The organism is Chelatococcus daeguensis, from assembly GCF_001887265.1.
GTDB lineage: Bacteria > Pseudomonadota > Alphaproteobacteria > Rhizobiales > Beijerinckiaceae > Chelatococcus_A > Chelatococcus_A sambhunathii.
This window is the reverse complement of sequence record NZ_CP018095.1, coordinates 955,001-969,737: the sequence shown is the minus strand read 5'-3', so window position 1 is coordinate 969,737 and position 14,737 is coordinate 955,001. Positions and strand designations below refer to the sequence as shown.

Below are 14,737 nucleotides of genomic sequence, written 5' to 3'. Positions count from 1 at the left end.
GAGGCCGCATGCGACCGGGTCTTGTCGATTTTCATTGCCATCTCGATCTCTACCCCGACCACTCAGCCGCGGTAGAAAGATGCGAGCGTGATGGCGTGTTCACCCTCACGGTGACTACCACGCCTAGGGCCTGGCCGCGGAATTATGAACTGGTGTCGGCCACGCGCTATGTTCGGGCAGCTCTCGGCCTGCATCCCCAACTGGTCGCCGACCGCGCTCATGAGATCGGCCTTTGGGAGGAATTGCTGCCGAGGACCAGCTACGTGGGCGAGGTCGGGCTGGACGCCAGCCCTCGATTTTACAAGTCGTTCGAGACGCAGAAGGAGGTTTTTGCTCGCGTGTTATCTCTTTGTGCTGCGGCAGGGGATAAGATCGTCACAGCGCATAGTGTTCGAGCGACCAAGGTTGTGCTCGATATGATCGAGCAATACATGCCGCCCCAGCGTGGGCGCGTGGTGCTCCATTGGTTCACCGGTACCGCAGCGGAGGCCAAGAGAGCGGTCGATCTCGGCTGTTATTTTTCGGTGAACGCGGAGATGCTCAGAAATGAGAAGCGCGCGGCGATAACCAAGGCGCTGCCGCTGGATCGAGTTCTGACGGAAACCGATGGTCCGTTCACCATGACCGACAACCGACCGACTGCGCCGAGCGATGTCTGGATCGCCGTGGAAGGCTTAGCGCGCCTGCACGGTGTGCCACCGGGCACCATCTCCACCATGATCGTTCAAAATCTGAAAGTTTTGCTAGGCCGTAGACTCATAACCGCGTAGCCAGATGCGGATGGACGCGAGCTTCACGGCGGCGAGGAAGTTTTCCGCGGTCTTGTCGAAGCGGGTGGCGATACGGCGGAAGTGTTTGATCTTGTTGAAGAAGCGCTCGACGAGGTTGCGCGCCTTGTAGAGGTGCCTGGAGAAGCAGATCGGGTCCTTGCGGTTGCGCTTGGGCGGGATGTTCGCCCATGCGTTCCGCTCGGCGACGGCAGCGCGCAGGTCGTTGGCGTCGTATCCCTTGTCGGCCAGCAGCATTGAGCCCGGCGCGAGATGCCCGATCAGGTCTTTGGCACTCGCGAGGTCGCTGGCTTGGCCTGCCGTGAGCTTGAGGAGGATCGGCCTGCCTCGGCTGTCGACGAGCGCGTGGAGCTTGGTCGTGAGCCCGCCTCGGGAGCGACCCAGACATCGATCGACACCCCCCTTTTTGCCGTCGCCCCGTGCTGGTGGACGCGGACGACAGAGGTGTCGATCATCTGCACGTCACCATCGTAAGCCCTTGTGATCGCGTCCATGAGCCGATCCCAGACGCCCGCCTTCCGCCATCGGTTGAAGCGGTTGTAGATCGTGGTCGGCGGCCCGTAGCGCGCCGGCATGTCCGCCCACGGCGCGCCCGAGCGCAGGCACCAGAAGATGCCATTGAGAACCCGCCGGTCATCCACGCGAGGCACGCCCCGCGACTTGTTGGGAAGGTGAGGCCGGATCGCCTCCCATTCGAAATCCGTCAGATCGTAGCGGCCCATCGCAAAGCTCCCGAAAAGGAGCTTGAATCACAATTGCTACCGTCAGGGAACCCAGAGCCGTTTATGGGTTTACGGCCTAGTGGAGCAAGAATAGGGTCGTAAATTCTTGGCCGAACGATGCGCCGCAGGAGCGAAAACCCTCTTCCAACGTAGGCTTTTGCATTCTTTTCTTATTTTCGAACAGGCGGGATTCACTCCCCTCCCCACGGCTCGCGCGCTGCCGGATCGGAATCCGACTGCGCAAGTTTCGCCTCTGCAAATGGGCACGCCAGTACCGCGGTATCGGCCCCGAAGTGCATAGTGGCACTGAAGCCCATCCAGAGAGGGCTTCAGTCTCGCCTCTGAACGAAATCGCCCTTTCGTTATTTCATCATGCCGGCGGAGATGAGCGCGCCGGGATCATCCTCGGCCGCTTCCATGCGCCAAGGCGACCAGCGGCCCTTGAAGGCGCGCTCCTCGAAGTAGCGGAGCTTCTGCGCCAGGATCGGCCGGCAGCCCTGCACGAACAACAGCTGGCAGCTCTCCGGCAGCAGCATGATTTCGGAAGGCGCCAGCAGCGGGCGGCCGATCTCGCTCTGGTGCTCGCTGTAGGTCGAGGCGAAGGTGAGGAAGGGAAGCCGCCCGCTCTTGCCGCAACTGGTGACGGGGATCGTGCGTTTGCCCAGCATGGCGGAGAGGAGCTGCGCGGTGTCGTTGTCCTGCACGTTGAAGGCTTGCCGCACCGCGCAGTTGGCGATCATCGAGCGCCATTTGCGGTAGGTGCTCTGGAGCTGGTCGAGGTCCTGGACGAACAGCCACAGATGCGCGCCGTAGCCCGCGAGATAGCCGATGCCGTCCTCGATGGGACGCATCGAGCCCAGCGTCGGCAGCTCGTCCAGCAGGAACAGCACCGGATGCCGGGGCACGCGCTTGTTGCGCGTCATCGCCGCTGTGGTCAGTCCGACCATGAGCCGCAGGAAAGGCTGGTAGACCGTCGCGTATTCCGGCGGCACGATCAGGAAGATCGACATGACGCCGTTCTTCAGGTCTTCGAGCCGGAAGGTCGAATGGTTGGTGATCGCCGCAAGCTGCGGGCTGTCGAACACCGCCGTGCGCGTCTGAGCCGTCGAGATGACGGCCGACCGCTCCTTGGCCTCCTTCTGCGAAAAGCCGTCGGCGATGCGCTGGACGATGGGGTGCTTGCTGTCGCCCATGTGGGCGAGCACCGCGTCGAACTTCTCGCGCGAGCGCATCAGGAGGACGCGGAGTTCGCGCAGGTTCCGGCGGTGTGGCGGCATATCGAGGGCGATATGGAGCAGAAGGCCGGTGACCAGCACACGGGCCTCTTGCTCCCAGTGGTTCGGCTCGTGGCCTTCGGGAGCGACGATCATCTCGGCGATCAGCCGCGCGTCGTCCACATCGTTGACGGTTCCGGCCCGGATGAACTCGACGGCGTTGTAGGAGGCACTCTCGATGCCCGGATCGAACGGCGCGAAGGCGTGCACCGGCCCGAGCGAGCCACGATGCCGCGCGGTGATGCGGTAGTTCTCGCCCTTGATGTCGGTCACGACGACCGAGCCCGGATGGTCGAGCAGGTTCGGGATGACCACACCGATCCCCTTTCCCGAGCGCGTCGGCGCGAAGGTGAGCAAATGCCCCGGCTTCCCGAAGCGGATGAAGCGTCCGCCTCTCTTGCCCAGGATTACGCCACGCGAGCGCAGCCCGGCGCTGCGGATGTCACCAGTCGTCGCAAAGGCCGCTGAGCCGTGTGCATCGGACGGCTTGCGCGAGAGGCGGTAGGCGAAGAAGAGGATCGCCGCGAAGGCGGCAGCTCCCGTCGTGCCCAGCACGACCAGCCGGTCGGCGCCGATGGTCAGGTTGTCGATGATAGTCCAGATGAGTGTTGCGATAAGCAGGCAGATGGGCAGCTCGACGAGGACAAGCCTGACGAGACGCCACAGCAGACATAAATGCCCCATGGTGCATTCCCTTGATTGTTGACTTTGCCAAGGGTTTATGGGGTGGCGAAAAATTACTTTGGCTGACGTGTGGAAATTGTTCGAGATCGGAACAATAATGGAAGTGTTGCCGGCTCCGTTCGTCGCATTCCCAGTTGACGACTTTGCCAAATGAGGAGTCGGCAACGCCTTCCTGTTACAAATATTGGCATTGAGGGTTTGCAGGAAAACCTGTCAACCTTCACAGCTTGTATTTCAGTAAGAAATACCTATATGGCGATTTCGTTATTTCTTCATCCGCGCCGTTGTTTCACGAGTGCGAACCCCTCTTTCAATATGTCCAGCATCGAGACGCCATGCACCGCCGCGTAGGCTTTGAACTCGCGGTGAAATTCGGGGCTGACCTTGAAGTTGAGCGGCTTCGTAGCACCCGCCTCGGCGCGATCGAGGTTATGCACGACCTGAACCGGGGCGGGCGGCAGGCCCTTGCTCGTCCTCTGGGGCGGCAGAATCTTCGTCATCTCAGGCGGCCTCCCTGTTGCTGCGCACCTGTATCAACTCGGCGATCTCCTGGGCGATGGCTTCGGCGCGCTCGTTGAGGGACGGGAAGCGCGTTTCGGTCGGCGCGCGACCTTCGTCGCTGGCGCGGCGGAACCCGGTCTTCTCCGGCAGGACGTTCGCTAAGGAACGGTAGCCCGCCTGACGCACATAGGCGCACGCCTCCGCCAGCTCGCCTTCGCTGTCCCCGACGCGGCAGAAGGCCACGACGATCTTCTCGGCGGGTATCCCTTTCCGGGTCAGTTCATGCGCCAACAGGACGGTCGGTTCGAGGTCGTCCAGGGCAAGCCCGGTGGGCAGCACGACGAGCGTGCTCGCTTCGGCGATCTGAAGCGTGCCCATGGTCGCGTGCGGCGGCCCGTCGAGGATCATCAGGTCGTATCCGGCTGCCGCCTTCACGGCCTGGCCGACGGTGCCGAAGCGCTCGACCGCCACGACCGGCTCAACGCTGCGCTGAAGACGCCGCGCCTGCCAGCTGAAGCTGGTGCCTTGCTGGATATCGAGGTCCGCGATCTTCACGTTCCAGCCGGCAAGCGCGTATTCGCGGGCGATGAGCCGCGCCAGCGTGCTTTTGCCGACGCCACCTTTCTGAGAGACGATTCCAATGAAGAGAGTCATGTCCGATCTTTCTTGATGTTTTTGTTGAAAGGACGATTTGATGAAATCATGACATATGGAAATCGTTATTTCACGCATTTTCGGCGAACTACATAAGAATTGGTAAAATAAAATGTTTGGAGGAGCCGCGCATTCGGCCGAGCGTCATCGCCTTCCTTGACCAGATACGCCATGTGGAGGATGTGGCGTCCCTCGAAGCGTCCTTCTCGAAGGCGCTCTGGGACCTCGGGTTCCGGGAATGGGCCTATCAGGTTATTCGCACCGACGCCCTGCCGGACGAGAAGCCGCTCATCCTCACGACTTTCTCCGATGCCTGGTACAACCACTACATCGACAACGGCTATCACCGCATCGATCCCGTCATCCTGAACGGGCCGTCGCAGGTCACGCCGTTTGCCTGGAGCGCAATGTCGTTCGGCATCGAACCGTCGCCGGACCAACGGCGCCTGTTCGCAGAAGCCGCCGAGTTCGGGGTCGGGGAAGGCGTGGGTATCCCCATCCACGGCGCGCGCGGCGCGCTGGCGATGGCGTCCATGGTTTCCGATCACGGCGCGAACGGTCTCGACCGATTGATGTCCACCGTCGGGCAGGACGTGCACCTCATATCGCTTGCCTTTCACAATCATGCCCGCGAGCTGCTCGCGCTCGGCCGGATGGGGCGAACCACGGTCAGCCTGACGCCGCGCGAGCGGGAATGCCTGCTCTGGAACGCGGCCGGCAAGTCGGCCTGGCAGACCGCGCAAATACTCGGGATATCGGAGCGCACGGTCTATTTCCACCTCGCCAACGTCCGCGCCAAGATGGGCGTGGCGAACGTCTATCACGCCGTGATGAAAGCCATAATGGAAGGCATGATCTCCCCCTGAAAGCGCTTTACTCGCCAGTAACCTGTGGAGGTTGACAGGATGGCAGGCGCGTCTTTCTCTGGCTCAATGCTCCCAAATACATTGGGAGGGAAGCCATTTCTTCACATCATATCGAAAGAGAATGCACACCTGCACTGGGATGCGCTTGCATCCATGCACCAGCTCCGTCGCGCGGTCTTCAGCGAGCGGCTTGGTTGGAGCGTCACCGTCGTCAACGGCCTGGAGCTCGACCAGTTCGACCTGCCCGAGGCGCATTACCTTGTTCACTACGCCGCCGACGGCCGCGTGAACGCCTGCACCCGGCTCTTGCCGACGACAGGCCCGTACCTATTGGCCGACGTATTTCCCAGGCTCGTGGACGGCGAGATGCCGCGCGCGCGTGACATTTGGGAGAGCACTCGCTTTTGCGCCGACCAGGCTTCGGCGCCGGCAAACATCGCCGCGGTTCTGATGGCGGGCATGCTGGAGTTCGGCCAGTACGCCGGGCTGCGCGCCTATGTGTCCGTGTCGGACATCCGCATGGAACCCATCATGCGCCGTGCCGGGTGGAATCCCGTTCGCCTGGGGGGAACGATGGAGACCGGCACAGACACGGCGGCCGCCGAGTGGCTGGAGGTATCGCCGGCCTACCTCGCGCGCGTCCGCAATCGCGCCGGAGTGACGGGTTCCGTCATCGCCAACCTGGACGAGATCGATCAGGGGAGGGTTGCGGCATGACATACGATACCGAATGGCCGGCGTCGCCGCCACAGGCCGGCGAACGGCCCTCCCGCATCGAAGCCGACAGGCTGGCCTGGTGCATCCGGTATCTGGCGGATGAGGCGCGGCGGAGTGGATTCAATGAAACGGCAGCGGCTCTGGAGGCAGTATGTATGAATTGCAAAAACGACCGTTTTCGCAACAATTTGCAAGTCGCTGATGATGTTGTATAATTCTGTTGCGATTCACTGTTGCCAAAATGGAGTAAACTAGGCGTTTGATCTTCGGCTATGCTCGCGTCTCGAAAGCTGAAGGCCAGGACACGGCCGCGCAGGTTGTTGTGCTGAAGGCGGCGGGAGCCGAGACAATTTTAGAGGACGCTGCGTCCGGAGGGCGCTTTGACCGTCCCGCTCTTCAGAGACTGCTAGGCCGTAAACCCATAAACGGCTCTGGGTTCCCTGACGGTAGCAATTGTGATTCAAGCTCCTTTTCGGGAGCTTTGCGATGGGCCGCTACGATCTGACGGATTTCGAATGGGAGGCGATCCGGCCTCACCTTCCCAACAAGTCGCGGGGCGTGCCTCGCGTGGATGACCGGCGGGTGCTCAATGGCATCTTCTGGTGCCTGCGCTCGGGCGCGCCGTGGGCGGACATGCCGGCGCGCTACGGGCCGCCGACCACGATCTACAACCGCTTCAACCGATGGCGGAAGGCGGGCGTCTGGGATCGGCTCATGGACGCGATCACAAGGGCTTACGATGGTGACGTGCAGATGATCGACACCTCTGTCGTCCGCGTCCACCAGCACGGGGCGACGGCAAAAAGGGGGGTGTCGATCGATGTCTGGGTCGCTCCCGAGGCGGGCTCACGACCAAGCTCCACGCGCTCGTCGACAGCCGAGGCAGGCCGATCCTCCTCAAGCTCACGGCAGGCCAAGCCAGCGACCTCGCGAGTGCCAAAGACCTGATCGGGCATCTCGCGCCGGGCTCAATGCTGCTGGCCGACAAGGGATACGACGCCAACGACCTGCGCGCTGCCGTCGCCGAGCGGAACGCATGGGCGAACATCCCGCCCAAGCGCAACCGCAAGGACCCGATCTGCTTCTCCAGGCACCTCTACAAGGCGCGCAACCTCGTCGAGCGCTTCTTCAACAAGATCAAACACTTCCGCCGTATCGCCACCCGCTTCGACAAGACGGCGGAAAACTTCCTCGCCGCCGTGAAGCTCGCGTCCATCCGCATCTGGCTACGCGGTTATGAGTCTACGGCCTAAGAAATTGGGCGAATTGGCTGGAGCTACTGCGAACCTCGCTGAAGGGCGTGGCGGGTTTGTTGATCAATTTCAGGCTTCACGGGCAGCCACCATCGAGGGCGCGGAAGATATCAGAACAGCGCGATTTGTTTCAGACCAAATGGTGCCGACAACAGACGATGATTTAAAAAACAGAGCGGCGCACCGGCTTCAAAAGAGGAAGAGCGGTGATAGCTCAGTTTGGTCGAGCGCCGACGAGCAACAGAGCATTCGTGCCGCCCGCCAATTGAAGGAAGTGGACGAAAGCGCAAAAGAATTCGCAAAAGGCCAGGGCCTTGGCGGCGCTTGGCGCGCAGAACGAAACTATCAAGAAACAGTCGGGAACGTCATAAACAACAGAAAACTTGACGCGCCTCTGACAGTTGTTGCGGAGTCAATGGGCAAGGGAAGTCCTGAAGAAATGAAAGCGAGGTATAAGACAGCTGTAGATTTGGTTAATCATGGTGTTTTGAAAGTAGTCAAAGACGATAGCGGCGTTAGGCCGTAGACTCATAACCGCGTAGCCAGATGCGGATGGACGCGAGCTTCACGGCGGCGAGGAAGTTTTCCGCCGTCTTGTCGAAGCGGGTGGCGATACGGCGGAAGTGTTTGATCTTGTTGAAGAAGCGCTCGACGAGGTTGCGCGCCTTGTAGAGGTGCCTGGAGAAGCAGATCGGGTCCTTGCGGTTGCGCTTGGGCGGGATGTTCGCCCATGCGTTCCGCTCGGCGACGGCAGCGCGCAGGTCGTTGGCGTCGTATCCCTTGTCGGCCAGCAGCATTGAGCCCGGCGCGAGATGCCCGATCAGGTCTTTGGCACTCGCGAGGTCGCTGGCTTGGCCTGCCGTGAGCTTGAGGAGGATCGGCCTGCCTCGGCTGTCGACGAGCGCGTGGAGCTTGGTCGTGAGCCCGCCTCGGGAGCGACCCAGACATCGATCGACACCCCCCTTTTTGCCGTCGCCCCGTGCTGGTGGACGCGGACGACAGAGGTGTCGATCATCTGCACGTCACCATCGTAAGCCCTTGTGATCGCGTCCATGAGCCGATCCCAGACGCCCGCCTTCCGCCATCGGTTGAAGCGGTTGTAGATCGTGGTCGGCGGCCCGTAGCGCGCCGGCATGTCCGCCCACGGCGCGCCCGAGCGCAGGCACCAGAAGATGCCATTGAGCACCCGCCGGTCATCCACGCGAGGCACGCCCCGCGACTTGTTGGGAAGGTGAGGCCGGATCGCCTCCCATTCGAAATCCGTCAGATCGTAGCGGCCCATCGCAAAGCTCCCGAAAAGGAGCTTGAATCACAATTGCTACCGTCAGGGAACCCAGAGCCGTTTATGGGTTTACGGCCTAGTCGCGTACAAATTGTTGAGAGCCGCATGGGTCCACATTTGCCTCGAAATCTTCACAGAGCGATTGAAGAAATGCGGCTCAATACAGGCTTTACCGATCGCACCGACGAGAGTGGACGAGTTTTCAAGAGCGTTAGGGAGTAAATTGTGTTTGCTTAAGTCCCAAATCGGTATTGGCCTTATTGCTTTTGGCATTACAATTTTTGGCTCGCCGTATATAGAGATACTTTTTGATGTTCCTGATATATTTTATCCTATTGTCTCCGAGCAACTAGGCTCCAGACTCATTGATTTTCAAAGCCAGAAGATGACGGTTGCGGCGAGAGTGACGGCGGAGAGGAATGTCGTGGCGCACCTGTCATAACGTGTGGCGATGCGGCGCCAGTCCTTCAGTCTGCCGAACATGATTTCGATCCGGTTGCGCCGCTTGTATCTGCGCTTGTCGTAGCGGACGGCCTTGCCGCGTGACTTCCGGCCCGGGATACAGGGACGTATCCCCTTGTCTTTCAACGCATCCCGAAACCAGTCGGCATCATAGCCGCGATCGGCGATCAGCCATTCGGCGGCGCCGGTGTAATCTCTGATCTGGCCTGCGGTGGTGAAGCCGCGGGCTTGGGCGGAGGCCCAGAGGCTGACGACGTTGATGCCGCGATAGGCTTTGGCGGTGTCGATGTTGACGGGGCGGTTCAGGCCCTCGCCGCTGCGGTGCCAGGGCATCTGCCAGTCGCCCGCGCCCGCCTCGATGGCGGCGATGATGTTGTTGGTGACCTGGGTGTAGACGTCGATGCGTTCGGTAGTCATGGGGTCCTCTCCTTGTCTGGGAGGCCGCGCCCATCGCGGCCGTCCGATGGCGACCGGAGAGGCAGGGGCAAGCCGGACGGCGCACCCGCATGGGCTGGAGGGAACCGGAAGACGGCGGGCGGGCTGTTTGTTGGAGCGCAGCGCCCGCGAGGAATGGCCGAAGGCCAGGGGAAGAAACTGCCCGACCGCCGTTGCGCCGAACGGCGTCCCTGCCAGGTCAGCCACGAATGAGGACGGCCCGTGGAGCGCGGAATCAGACAAGGGCGAGAGGAGCCCAAACCGAAGCCTTCGACGTGCCCGAGGACACTGCGTCATGCCGCTGTCGGGCGCGAGGCATTTCGACTGGCTGCCCACACGGGCACCGTGCCGGACGGGCAACCCCGCCCCGCTTCATCCGCCCAAAGCCAAGCCGCGTAGAAGCAAAGGTAAAGCCACGTGCGGCCAAGCATTTCCGGCGGCTTCATTGGCAATTTGGTGGTAGCTTGGCGTCAGGCAGGATGACTGTTCAGGGGAGCATTCGGCGAGGTCGCGACGATGGTGTGGAAGAAGCTGTTCGGGGGTGGACGGGAGAAGGAACCGTCGCCGCGCGAGATCGAGCGCAAGCGCCAGTTTGATCGCTGGCTGGATGGGATCGGGCCGGAATGGGCCGAGGCGTACATGATCCTCGTCACCGACCCCGCGCTTGACCAGGCGTTTCGGGCTGGCGTGCATTACGCGTTGAACGAAGGCGATGTCGAGGAAGCCCGGAAGATCCTCCGCCAGTCCATGCATTTCCTGACGCCCGACTCTCGCGAGAAGCTACGCAACGTTGGCCAGGCGCAACGCTGGGCCACCTTCGATCAGATCGCCGAAGCGGGCATCGTCATCTCAAGCAACGCGACCTTCCCCATGGACGCGCTGCAAATCGCCAAACAGCCGGTGCCGGATCGCCCGGACCTGGAGTTTCCGCTCTATTTCCGTGGCGAAGGGCATCTGCTGACGGTGGCCCCAACGGGCGCGGGCAAGGGCCAGCGGCTGATCCTGCCGGTGCTCCTGGATTTCGAGGGGCCGACGGTGGTCCTCGACCCCAAGGGCGAGAACTACGAGCACACGGCCTGGCGGCGCAGCCTCTACGGGCAAGTCTTCAAATGGGCGCCGGGCGAAGCCGATTCCGACTGCTACAACCCGCTCGACCGGGTGACGGGCTGGGGACGAGGCACGGCTTCTGGCCGAGCTGCTGGTCATTCCTCAGGGCAAGGAGCCTTTCTGGGACGAGGCCGCGCGCGACCTGCTGACCGGATTGATCTTCTACGTCATCCGCACGCGGCCGGAAGGCCAGCGCAACATGCGCGCGGTCTGCCGCCAGCTGACACCGAGCAAGGCGGATTTCGAGGCGATGGTCGAAGACCTGCAAGGCTCTGACGACGAACGCCTCAAGGAACTGGGTAATATCCTGGAGACGCAGTCCGAGGCGTTGCGCGCCTCGATCTCGACGACGCTGCGCACACAGCTCGCCATCTGGCGATCGGACGACGTGGCTAATGTCACCTCCTCGACAACGCCGGGGTGGACAGTCGAAGATATCCTCGTCCGCGACAACATCAGCGTCACCTTCGCCGCCAAGACCGGCCGCGCGCCGGGCTGGCACCAGCGTGAGGATGGTGGGGTGACGCGCGGCAGCGCGGCCACGGTGTATCTGATCGTGCCGCCAGAGAAGATGGCCGCCATGCGCAGCGTGCTGCGCGTGATGCTGGGCCAGCACCTGAGCGAAGCGATCCGGGTGCGCAAGATGATCGACGCGGCCAATGCCGAGGATGACAGCCTGCCTGCCGGGTATCTCGACTGGCCGATGATGTTCGTCTTCGACGAGATGCCGCAGCTGGGCTACATGCGGATCATCGAGGACGCGGTGGCGATCACGCGCAGCTACCGCATCCGGCTCTGGCTCTTCGCGCAGGACCTGGCCCAGCTGGAAGAGGTGTACCCGAAGTGGCGCAGCCTCGTCGCCAACTGCCGTGGCCAGATCTTCTTCCGCCCGAATGACACCAGAACCGCCGAACACGTCGCCGAACGCCTCGGCAGGCGGAAGGACATCTGGGGCGGTGAGGATTGGGTGGCCTCGCCCCAGCAGCTGATGGGGCCAGAGTTTCGCGACGACTGCGTGTTCTTTCAGGACGGCCTGTCGATCCGGGCCAACCTGCATCCGCCCTACTATGCCAACGAGAAGCTGAAGGAATGGGTGGCGCAGAACAAGCGCGAGCTTGGCGACACCGTCTACCGCGCGCCGCGCCCCGCCCTGACGCCGGAATTCGAGCCGGACGAGGACGATGCCGACCTGAGGGACAACCCTGAGTATCAGGCAGAGCTTGCCGCGCTTCAGGCGCGGATGCGGGGGCGCAAGAACGGATCGTCGCCCGATCCCACAGCCGCGCCCGAGGACGATGGCTCCAGACCGCCTGAGCGGCCTTCTGGTTCATCCGAGGCGCCGCGCGGCCCACCAGCCCCTCCCAGCTTCGACGAATGATCTGAGAGGGTTCCCAGCGCGCCACACACACCCTTCAAAACCCCATGGCTCACAGAGAGGAGCGCCGCCTTTGAGATGGATAACGGAAAACCTGATGACGATCGTCATGCTCGGCGTCATCGCCGTGGGGCTCTATATCTGGGTGATGCGCAAGCGGTACGCGGAATCCTTCAAGGATGAGATGGCGCGCACGCAGGCGGAAAGATGCGCTCGCCGCGAGGAGGCCGAACGCCTACGTAACAAGGACTCCTGAGCAGACAGTGCAGCACCTTCCTATGGTTGACGGTAATGCAGAGCGGGGGCCTCGTCTCGAACCCATTCGAGAGCCCCTTTGCCGCCGACACGGCAGCGCCACCGTATCCGACAAAATGCTTACTGTAAGGGGCTGGTCCCCCCGATTAAGCTGATCGGCTAACGAACAATGTCGGACGAGCCTCAATGCGAGACGTAGCGCACGACGGCATTTGAGTGCCAGAGTAACGGGGGTAGATAGCATCGCGCCACGAAAGCGTTATCCACAGGCGGCAGCGTTTTAAGTGTTTTAGAATCTGTTTTAAGTAGTTTTAGGCACGTTGAGTCCGCTAAATCACCAAGCAATCTGCCGTCTTCCGCGAAGTGACCGGTGTGTAATGTACGGCATCGGGTGTGTAATGTACGGGAGCCGGGTGGGTAATGTACGGAGATGGGTGTGTAATGTACGGAACCTATCCACAGGTGAATGTGGCTTCGGGCCATATCCGTACATTACACACCGCAAAGCCTGCGGCGTCGTGAACAATGGATGGCCTTTCCGGATTTGAAGCGACTCAGGCAACCTGCGAGAGGATCGAGCGGGCAGTCATGCGGAGGATGGGGCCTTCCTTGCCATTCTCTTCGCTCAGATGAAAATCGGGCAAGTCATTGGTGCCGATGATCTGGCGCATCATCCGGCAGAACTCCTTGAAGCTGGCCGCGCTGCCGCTGCGCTCGTGGATTGTCTTGAAGAGATAGCGCGCTGAATCGGTGCCCGCGCTCTTGCGGGCCAGTCGATAGATGAAACGACCCAGCCCTCTGTCGATGAGGAAGTAGTCCGGATTGACGGTGAGGATTTGCGGGTTGTCGTGGGTGACGACGGCTTCGTAAATCCACTCTGGGATGACAATCTCGATGGTGGAGACGAAGCCGGTATCCGAACGGCTGATCACCTTGTAGGTCTCGATCAGACCAAAGCCCGAGGTGGCCCTGAGCTTCGCGCTCCGATTGGTCCGTGTGATCTTGACAGTCGTGTTCTTGAGCCGGTCGAGGGATTTCTCGACGGCCTCGTACTGCTGGCCGCCGTCGTTGAGGCGGCAGAATTTCAGCACCTCCTTGACGTGCGGCCGGAAGGTCCGTGTGGGAGGCTTGCCCTTGCCGTCGCGGTGGCGCCGTACGGCTTCGGCCAGGTGCGAAATGCACATCAGCACCAGATCGTAGTCCCAGACCGATGCCATGCCGTAGCCGCCGGCCGTCACTTCGACCTGGGCGCCGTGCAACTGGTATCGCAGCACATCACCCTTGCGCTGGTGCCGCTTGGAGAGCCGGAACACGGCAACGTCCATGAGATCGACGCCGTCCTTGACGGGAATGTCGTAAAGCGAGGGAACGAAGAAGTCCGGCTGGTTGTCGTTCGCCGGGGCTGGGCGCATGGAGGGGCGCGGAGCTGTCCGCTCGATGGTCTCGCGAAGCCTGTCGATCGTGTGCTTGAGCGAGCCTGTCTGACTGGCAGCGGTTGCTGGCGGACGAGCGGTCTTCATTCGATGGCGACACCCCAAGGTTCGTTATTTGTTCTTTTCATAGTATCATACGAGATTGGTTAGGGGGCAGAAATTGACATCTGCCGGAGGGATTCAGTGGGGCGGGCGGGGCTGCGCCCCTGAGCGTCGTCAGATCACTAACAGCTATATTGCACGCTAACACTAACAGCGTTACTATGCACATCGATGTTAGATAAAGAGCGCACCATCATGGAAGAGCCGTTCGCCGAGGCGCTGGAGCGCTATCTCGGGGAAACCCTGCATGACCGAATCCGTGTGACGGAGATTGGTGGCACCTTCGCGCTCCCTTCATTCCTGGAACGAACTTACAAGCTCTACGAAGCGCAGATCGCCGGCAGGTGGTGCATATTCTTTGCCGCTCGGGAGAACGCGGCAACGCCGTCGAATATCGCCAAGCACGTTGGCTTGGTTCGCTCCGCAGTAGAAGCCGTTGTCGTGTTCGCAGCGCCCTCCCTCAGCGCACACAATCGGTCGCGCCTTCTCAGCCATGGCGTCGCCTTCGTCGTGCCGGGCAATCAGCTCTATATCCCGGACCTTGCCATGGACCTCCGGGAGCACTTTCGCGCGCCCAGACTTCAGGACGCTGATGGTTTGTCCCCCGCGGCACAGGCCGTCCTCTTCCACCACCTCTTGCGACCCGACGAGAACGCCTCCACGCCTTCGCTCATTGCCAAACGGCTGCACTACTCGGCCATGTCAATCGGCCGTGCCTTCGATGATCTGGTTGCTGTCCGGCTGGCGGAGACCGAGAAGCACGGAAAGGAGCGGCACATTCGATTCAAAGCGGCGGGCCGCCAGCTTCTTGATGCCGCGCGCGGCCA

General features: G+C 61.7%; 15 protein-coding genes and 3 pseudogenes (1 of these 18 only partly in view). 11 read left to right on the top strand and 7 right to left on the bottom strand.

The genetic code is table 11. The annotated features are described in order from the left end of the window. Positions 1 to 8 precede the first annotated feature (8 nt). A complete protein-coding gene (qatD, locus tag BOQ54_RS04575; RefSeq protein ID WP_071923358.1) occupies positions 9 to 770 on the top strand; it encodes a Qat anti-phage system TatD family nuclease QatD in 762 nt (253 codons plus the stop codon). Here qatD and BOQ54_RS19440 read toward each other — a convergent pair. The 4 genes and pseudogenes from BOQ54_RS19440 to BOQ54_RS04550 form a co-directional block, all read right to left on the bottom strand. Further along, a pseudogene (locus BOQ54_RS19440) lies at positions 744 to 1,510 on the bottom strand (IS5 family transposase). The gene qatD and the pseudogene BOQ54_RS19440 sit on opposite strands and share 27 nt — an antisense overlap. Before the next feature lie 362 nt (positions 1,511 to 1,872). After that, positions 1,873 to 3,618 carry a type IV secretory system conjugative DNA transfer family protein gene (locus tag BOQ54_RS04560; RefSeq protein WP_210187194.1) on the bottom strand — a complete coding sequence of 582 codons (1,746 nt, stop codon included), beginning with the start codon at positions 3,616 to 3,618 and terminating at the stop codon, positions 1,873 to 1,875. 122 nt (positions 3,619 to 3,740) lie between these two features. Beyond that, on the bottom strand, positions 3,741 to 3,968 hold the full coding sequence (locus tag BOQ54_RS04555; RefSeq protein WP_071923356.1) for a hypothetical protein: 228 nt from the start codon (positions 3,966 to 3,968) through the stop codon (positions 3,741 to 3,743). Position 3,969: 1 nt separating this feature from the next. After that, a complete protein-coding gene (locus BOQ54_RS04550) occupies positions 3,970 to 4,623 on the bottom strand; it encodes a ParA family protein (RefSeq protein WP_071923355.1) in 654 nt (217 codons plus the stop codon). A 116-nt stretch (positions 4,624 to 4,739) separates the two neighbouring features. Between BOQ54_RS04550 and BOQ54_RS04545 the strand changes: the two genes are divergently transcribed. From BOQ54_RS04545 to BOQ54_RS19660, 6 genes are all read left to right on the top strand, one after another. Further along, positions 4,740 to 5,489, top strand: a complete 750-nt coding sequence (locus BOQ54_RS04545) for a helix-turn-helix transcriptional regulator (RefSeq protein ID WP_071923354.1) — start codon at positions 4,740 to 4,742, stop codon at positions 5,487 to 5,489. A 153-nt stretch (positions 5,490 to 5,642) separates the two neighbouring features. Beyond that, positions 5,643 to 6,206, top strand: coding sequence for an acyl-homoserine-lactone synthase (locus tag BOQ54_RS04540; protein ID WP_071923353.1), 564 nt, complete (start codon positions 5,643 to 5,645; stop codon positions 6,204 to 6,206). Next, on the top strand, positions 6,203 to 6,421 hold the full coding sequence (locus tag BOQ54_RS19665) for a hypothetical protein (protein ID WP_145979725.1): 219 nt from the start codon (positions 6,203 to 6,205) through the stop codon (positions 6,419 to 6,421). The genes BOQ54_RS04540 and BOQ54_RS19665 overlap by 4 nt, the downstream gene beginning before the upstream one ends. Positions 6,422 to 6,465: 44 nt before the next feature. After that, positions 6,466 to 6,711 (top strand): recombinase family protein, encoded by a 246-nt coding sequence (locus BOQ54_RS04535; protein ID WP_071923352.1) that lies wholly within the window; start codon positions 6,466 to 6,468, stop codon positions 6,709 to 6,711. After that, positions 6,693 to 7,459 (top strand): IS5 family transposase gene (locus tag BOQ54_RS19435; RefSeq protein WP_145979701.1). Its coding sequence is split into 2 segments (ribosomal slippage): positions 6,693 to 7,017 and positions 7,017 to 7,459, totalling 768 coding nucleotides; the frame shifts between segments, so codons are not numbered across the junction. The genes BOQ54_RS04535 and BOQ54_RS19435 overlap by 19 nt, the downstream gene beginning before the upstream one ends. 13 nt (positions 7,460 to 7,472) lie before the next feature. After that, positions 7,473 to 7,985: a hypothetical protein gene (locus BOQ54_RS19660; protein WP_210187193.1), complete on the top strand. Its 513-nt coding sequence runs from the start codon at positions 7,473 to 7,475 to the stop codon at positions 7,983 to 7,985. On the opposite strand, the pseudogene BOQ54_RS19430 reads toward BOQ54_RS19660, so the two are convergent. Further along, a pseudogene (locus tag BOQ54_RS19430) lies at positions 7,975 to 8,741 on the bottom strand (IS5 family transposase). The gene BOQ54_RS19660 and the pseudogene BOQ54_RS19430 overlap by 11 nt on opposite strands. Before the next feature lie 372 nt (positions 8,742 to 9,113). Then, on the bottom strand, positions 9,114 to 9,620 hold the full coding sequence (locus BOQ54_RS20345) for an ArdC-like ssDNA-binding domain-containing protein (RefSeq protein ID WP_071923351.1): 507 nt from the start codon (positions 9,618 to 9,620) through the stop codon (positions 9,114 to 9,116). Between the two features lie 534 nt (positions 9,621 to 10,154). Between BOQ54_RS20345 and BOQ54_RS20395 the strand changes: the two are divergent. From BOQ54_RS20395 to BOQ54_RS19975, 3 genes and pseudogenes are all read left to right on the top strand, one after another. After that, a pseudogene (locus BOQ54_RS20395) lies at positions 10,155 to 10,790 on the top strand (type IV secretory system conjugative DNA transfer family protein); the annotation flags it as partial. A 34-nt stretch (positions 10,791 to 10,824) separates the two neighbouring features. Then, a complete protein-coding gene (locus tag BOQ54_RS20145; protein WP_348626522.1) occupies positions 10,825 to 12,123 on the top strand; it encodes a type IV secretory system conjugative DNA transfer family protein in 1,299 nt (432 codons plus the stop codon). A gap of 94 nt (positions 12,124 to 12,217) precedes the next feature. Continuing rightward, complete coding sequence (locus BOQ54_RS19975) at positions 12,218 to 12,376, top strand: hypothetical protein (RefSeq protein WP_186438025.1); 159 nt, start codon at positions 12,218 to 12,220, stop codon at positions 12,374 to 12,376. A 553-nt stretch (positions 12,377 to 12,929) separates the two neighbouring features. Here BOQ54_RS19975 and BOQ54_RS04495 read toward each other — a convergent pair. Further along, a complete protein-coding gene (locus BOQ54_RS04495; RefSeq protein ID WP_245316294.1) occupies positions 12,930 to 13,895 on the bottom strand; it encodes a replication initiator protein A in 966 nt (321 codons plus the stop codon). 210 nt (positions 13,896 to 14,105) lie between these two features. Between BOQ54_RS04495 and BOQ54_RS04490 the strand changes: the two genes are divergently transcribed. Further along, positions 14,106 to 14,737, top strand: the 5' portion of a protein-coding gene (locus BOQ54_RS04490) for a hypothetical protein (RefSeq protein WP_071923348.1). 355 nt of this gene lie beyond the right edge of the window; 632 of the gene's 987 nt are visible here — the first part of the coding sequence; its start codon is at positions 14,106 to 14,108; the stop codon falls past the right edge of the window.

Bases quoted from the DNA above. Each gene is read 5' to 3' on its own strand.
- BOQ54_RS19975 (WP_186438025.1), top strand. From the start codon at position 12,218: ATGACGATCGTCATGCTCGGCGTCATCGCCGTGGGGCTCTATATCTGG.
- BOQ54_RS04550 (WP_071923355.1), bottom strand. From the start codon at position 4,623: ATGACTCTCTTCATTGGAATCGTCTCTCAGAAAGGTGGCGTCGGCAAA.
- BOQ54_RS04495 (WP_245316294.1), bottom strand. From the start codon at position 13,895: ATGAAGACCGCTCGTCCGCCAGCAACCGCTGCCAGTCAGACAGGCTCG.
- BOQ54_RS04555 (WP_071923356.1), bottom strand. From the start codon at position 3,968: ATGACGAAGATTCTGCCGCCCCAGAGGACGAGCAAGGGCCTGCCGCCC.
- BOQ54_RS04540 (WP_071923353.1), top strand. From the start codon at position 5,643: ATGCACCAGCTCCGTCGCGCGGTCTTCAGCGAGCGGCTTGGTTGGAGC.
- BOQ54_RS20345 (WP_071923351.1), bottom strand. From the start codon at position 9,620: ATGACTACCGAACGCATCGACGTCTACACCCAGGTCACCAACAACATC.
- BOQ54_RS19665 (WP_145979725.1), top strand. From the start codon at position 6,203: ATGACATACGATACCGAATGGCCGGCGTCGCCGCCACAGGCCGGCGAA.
- qatD (WP_071923358.1), top strand. From the start codon at position 9: ATGCGACCGGGTCTTGTCGATTTTCATTGCCATCTCGATCTCTACCCC.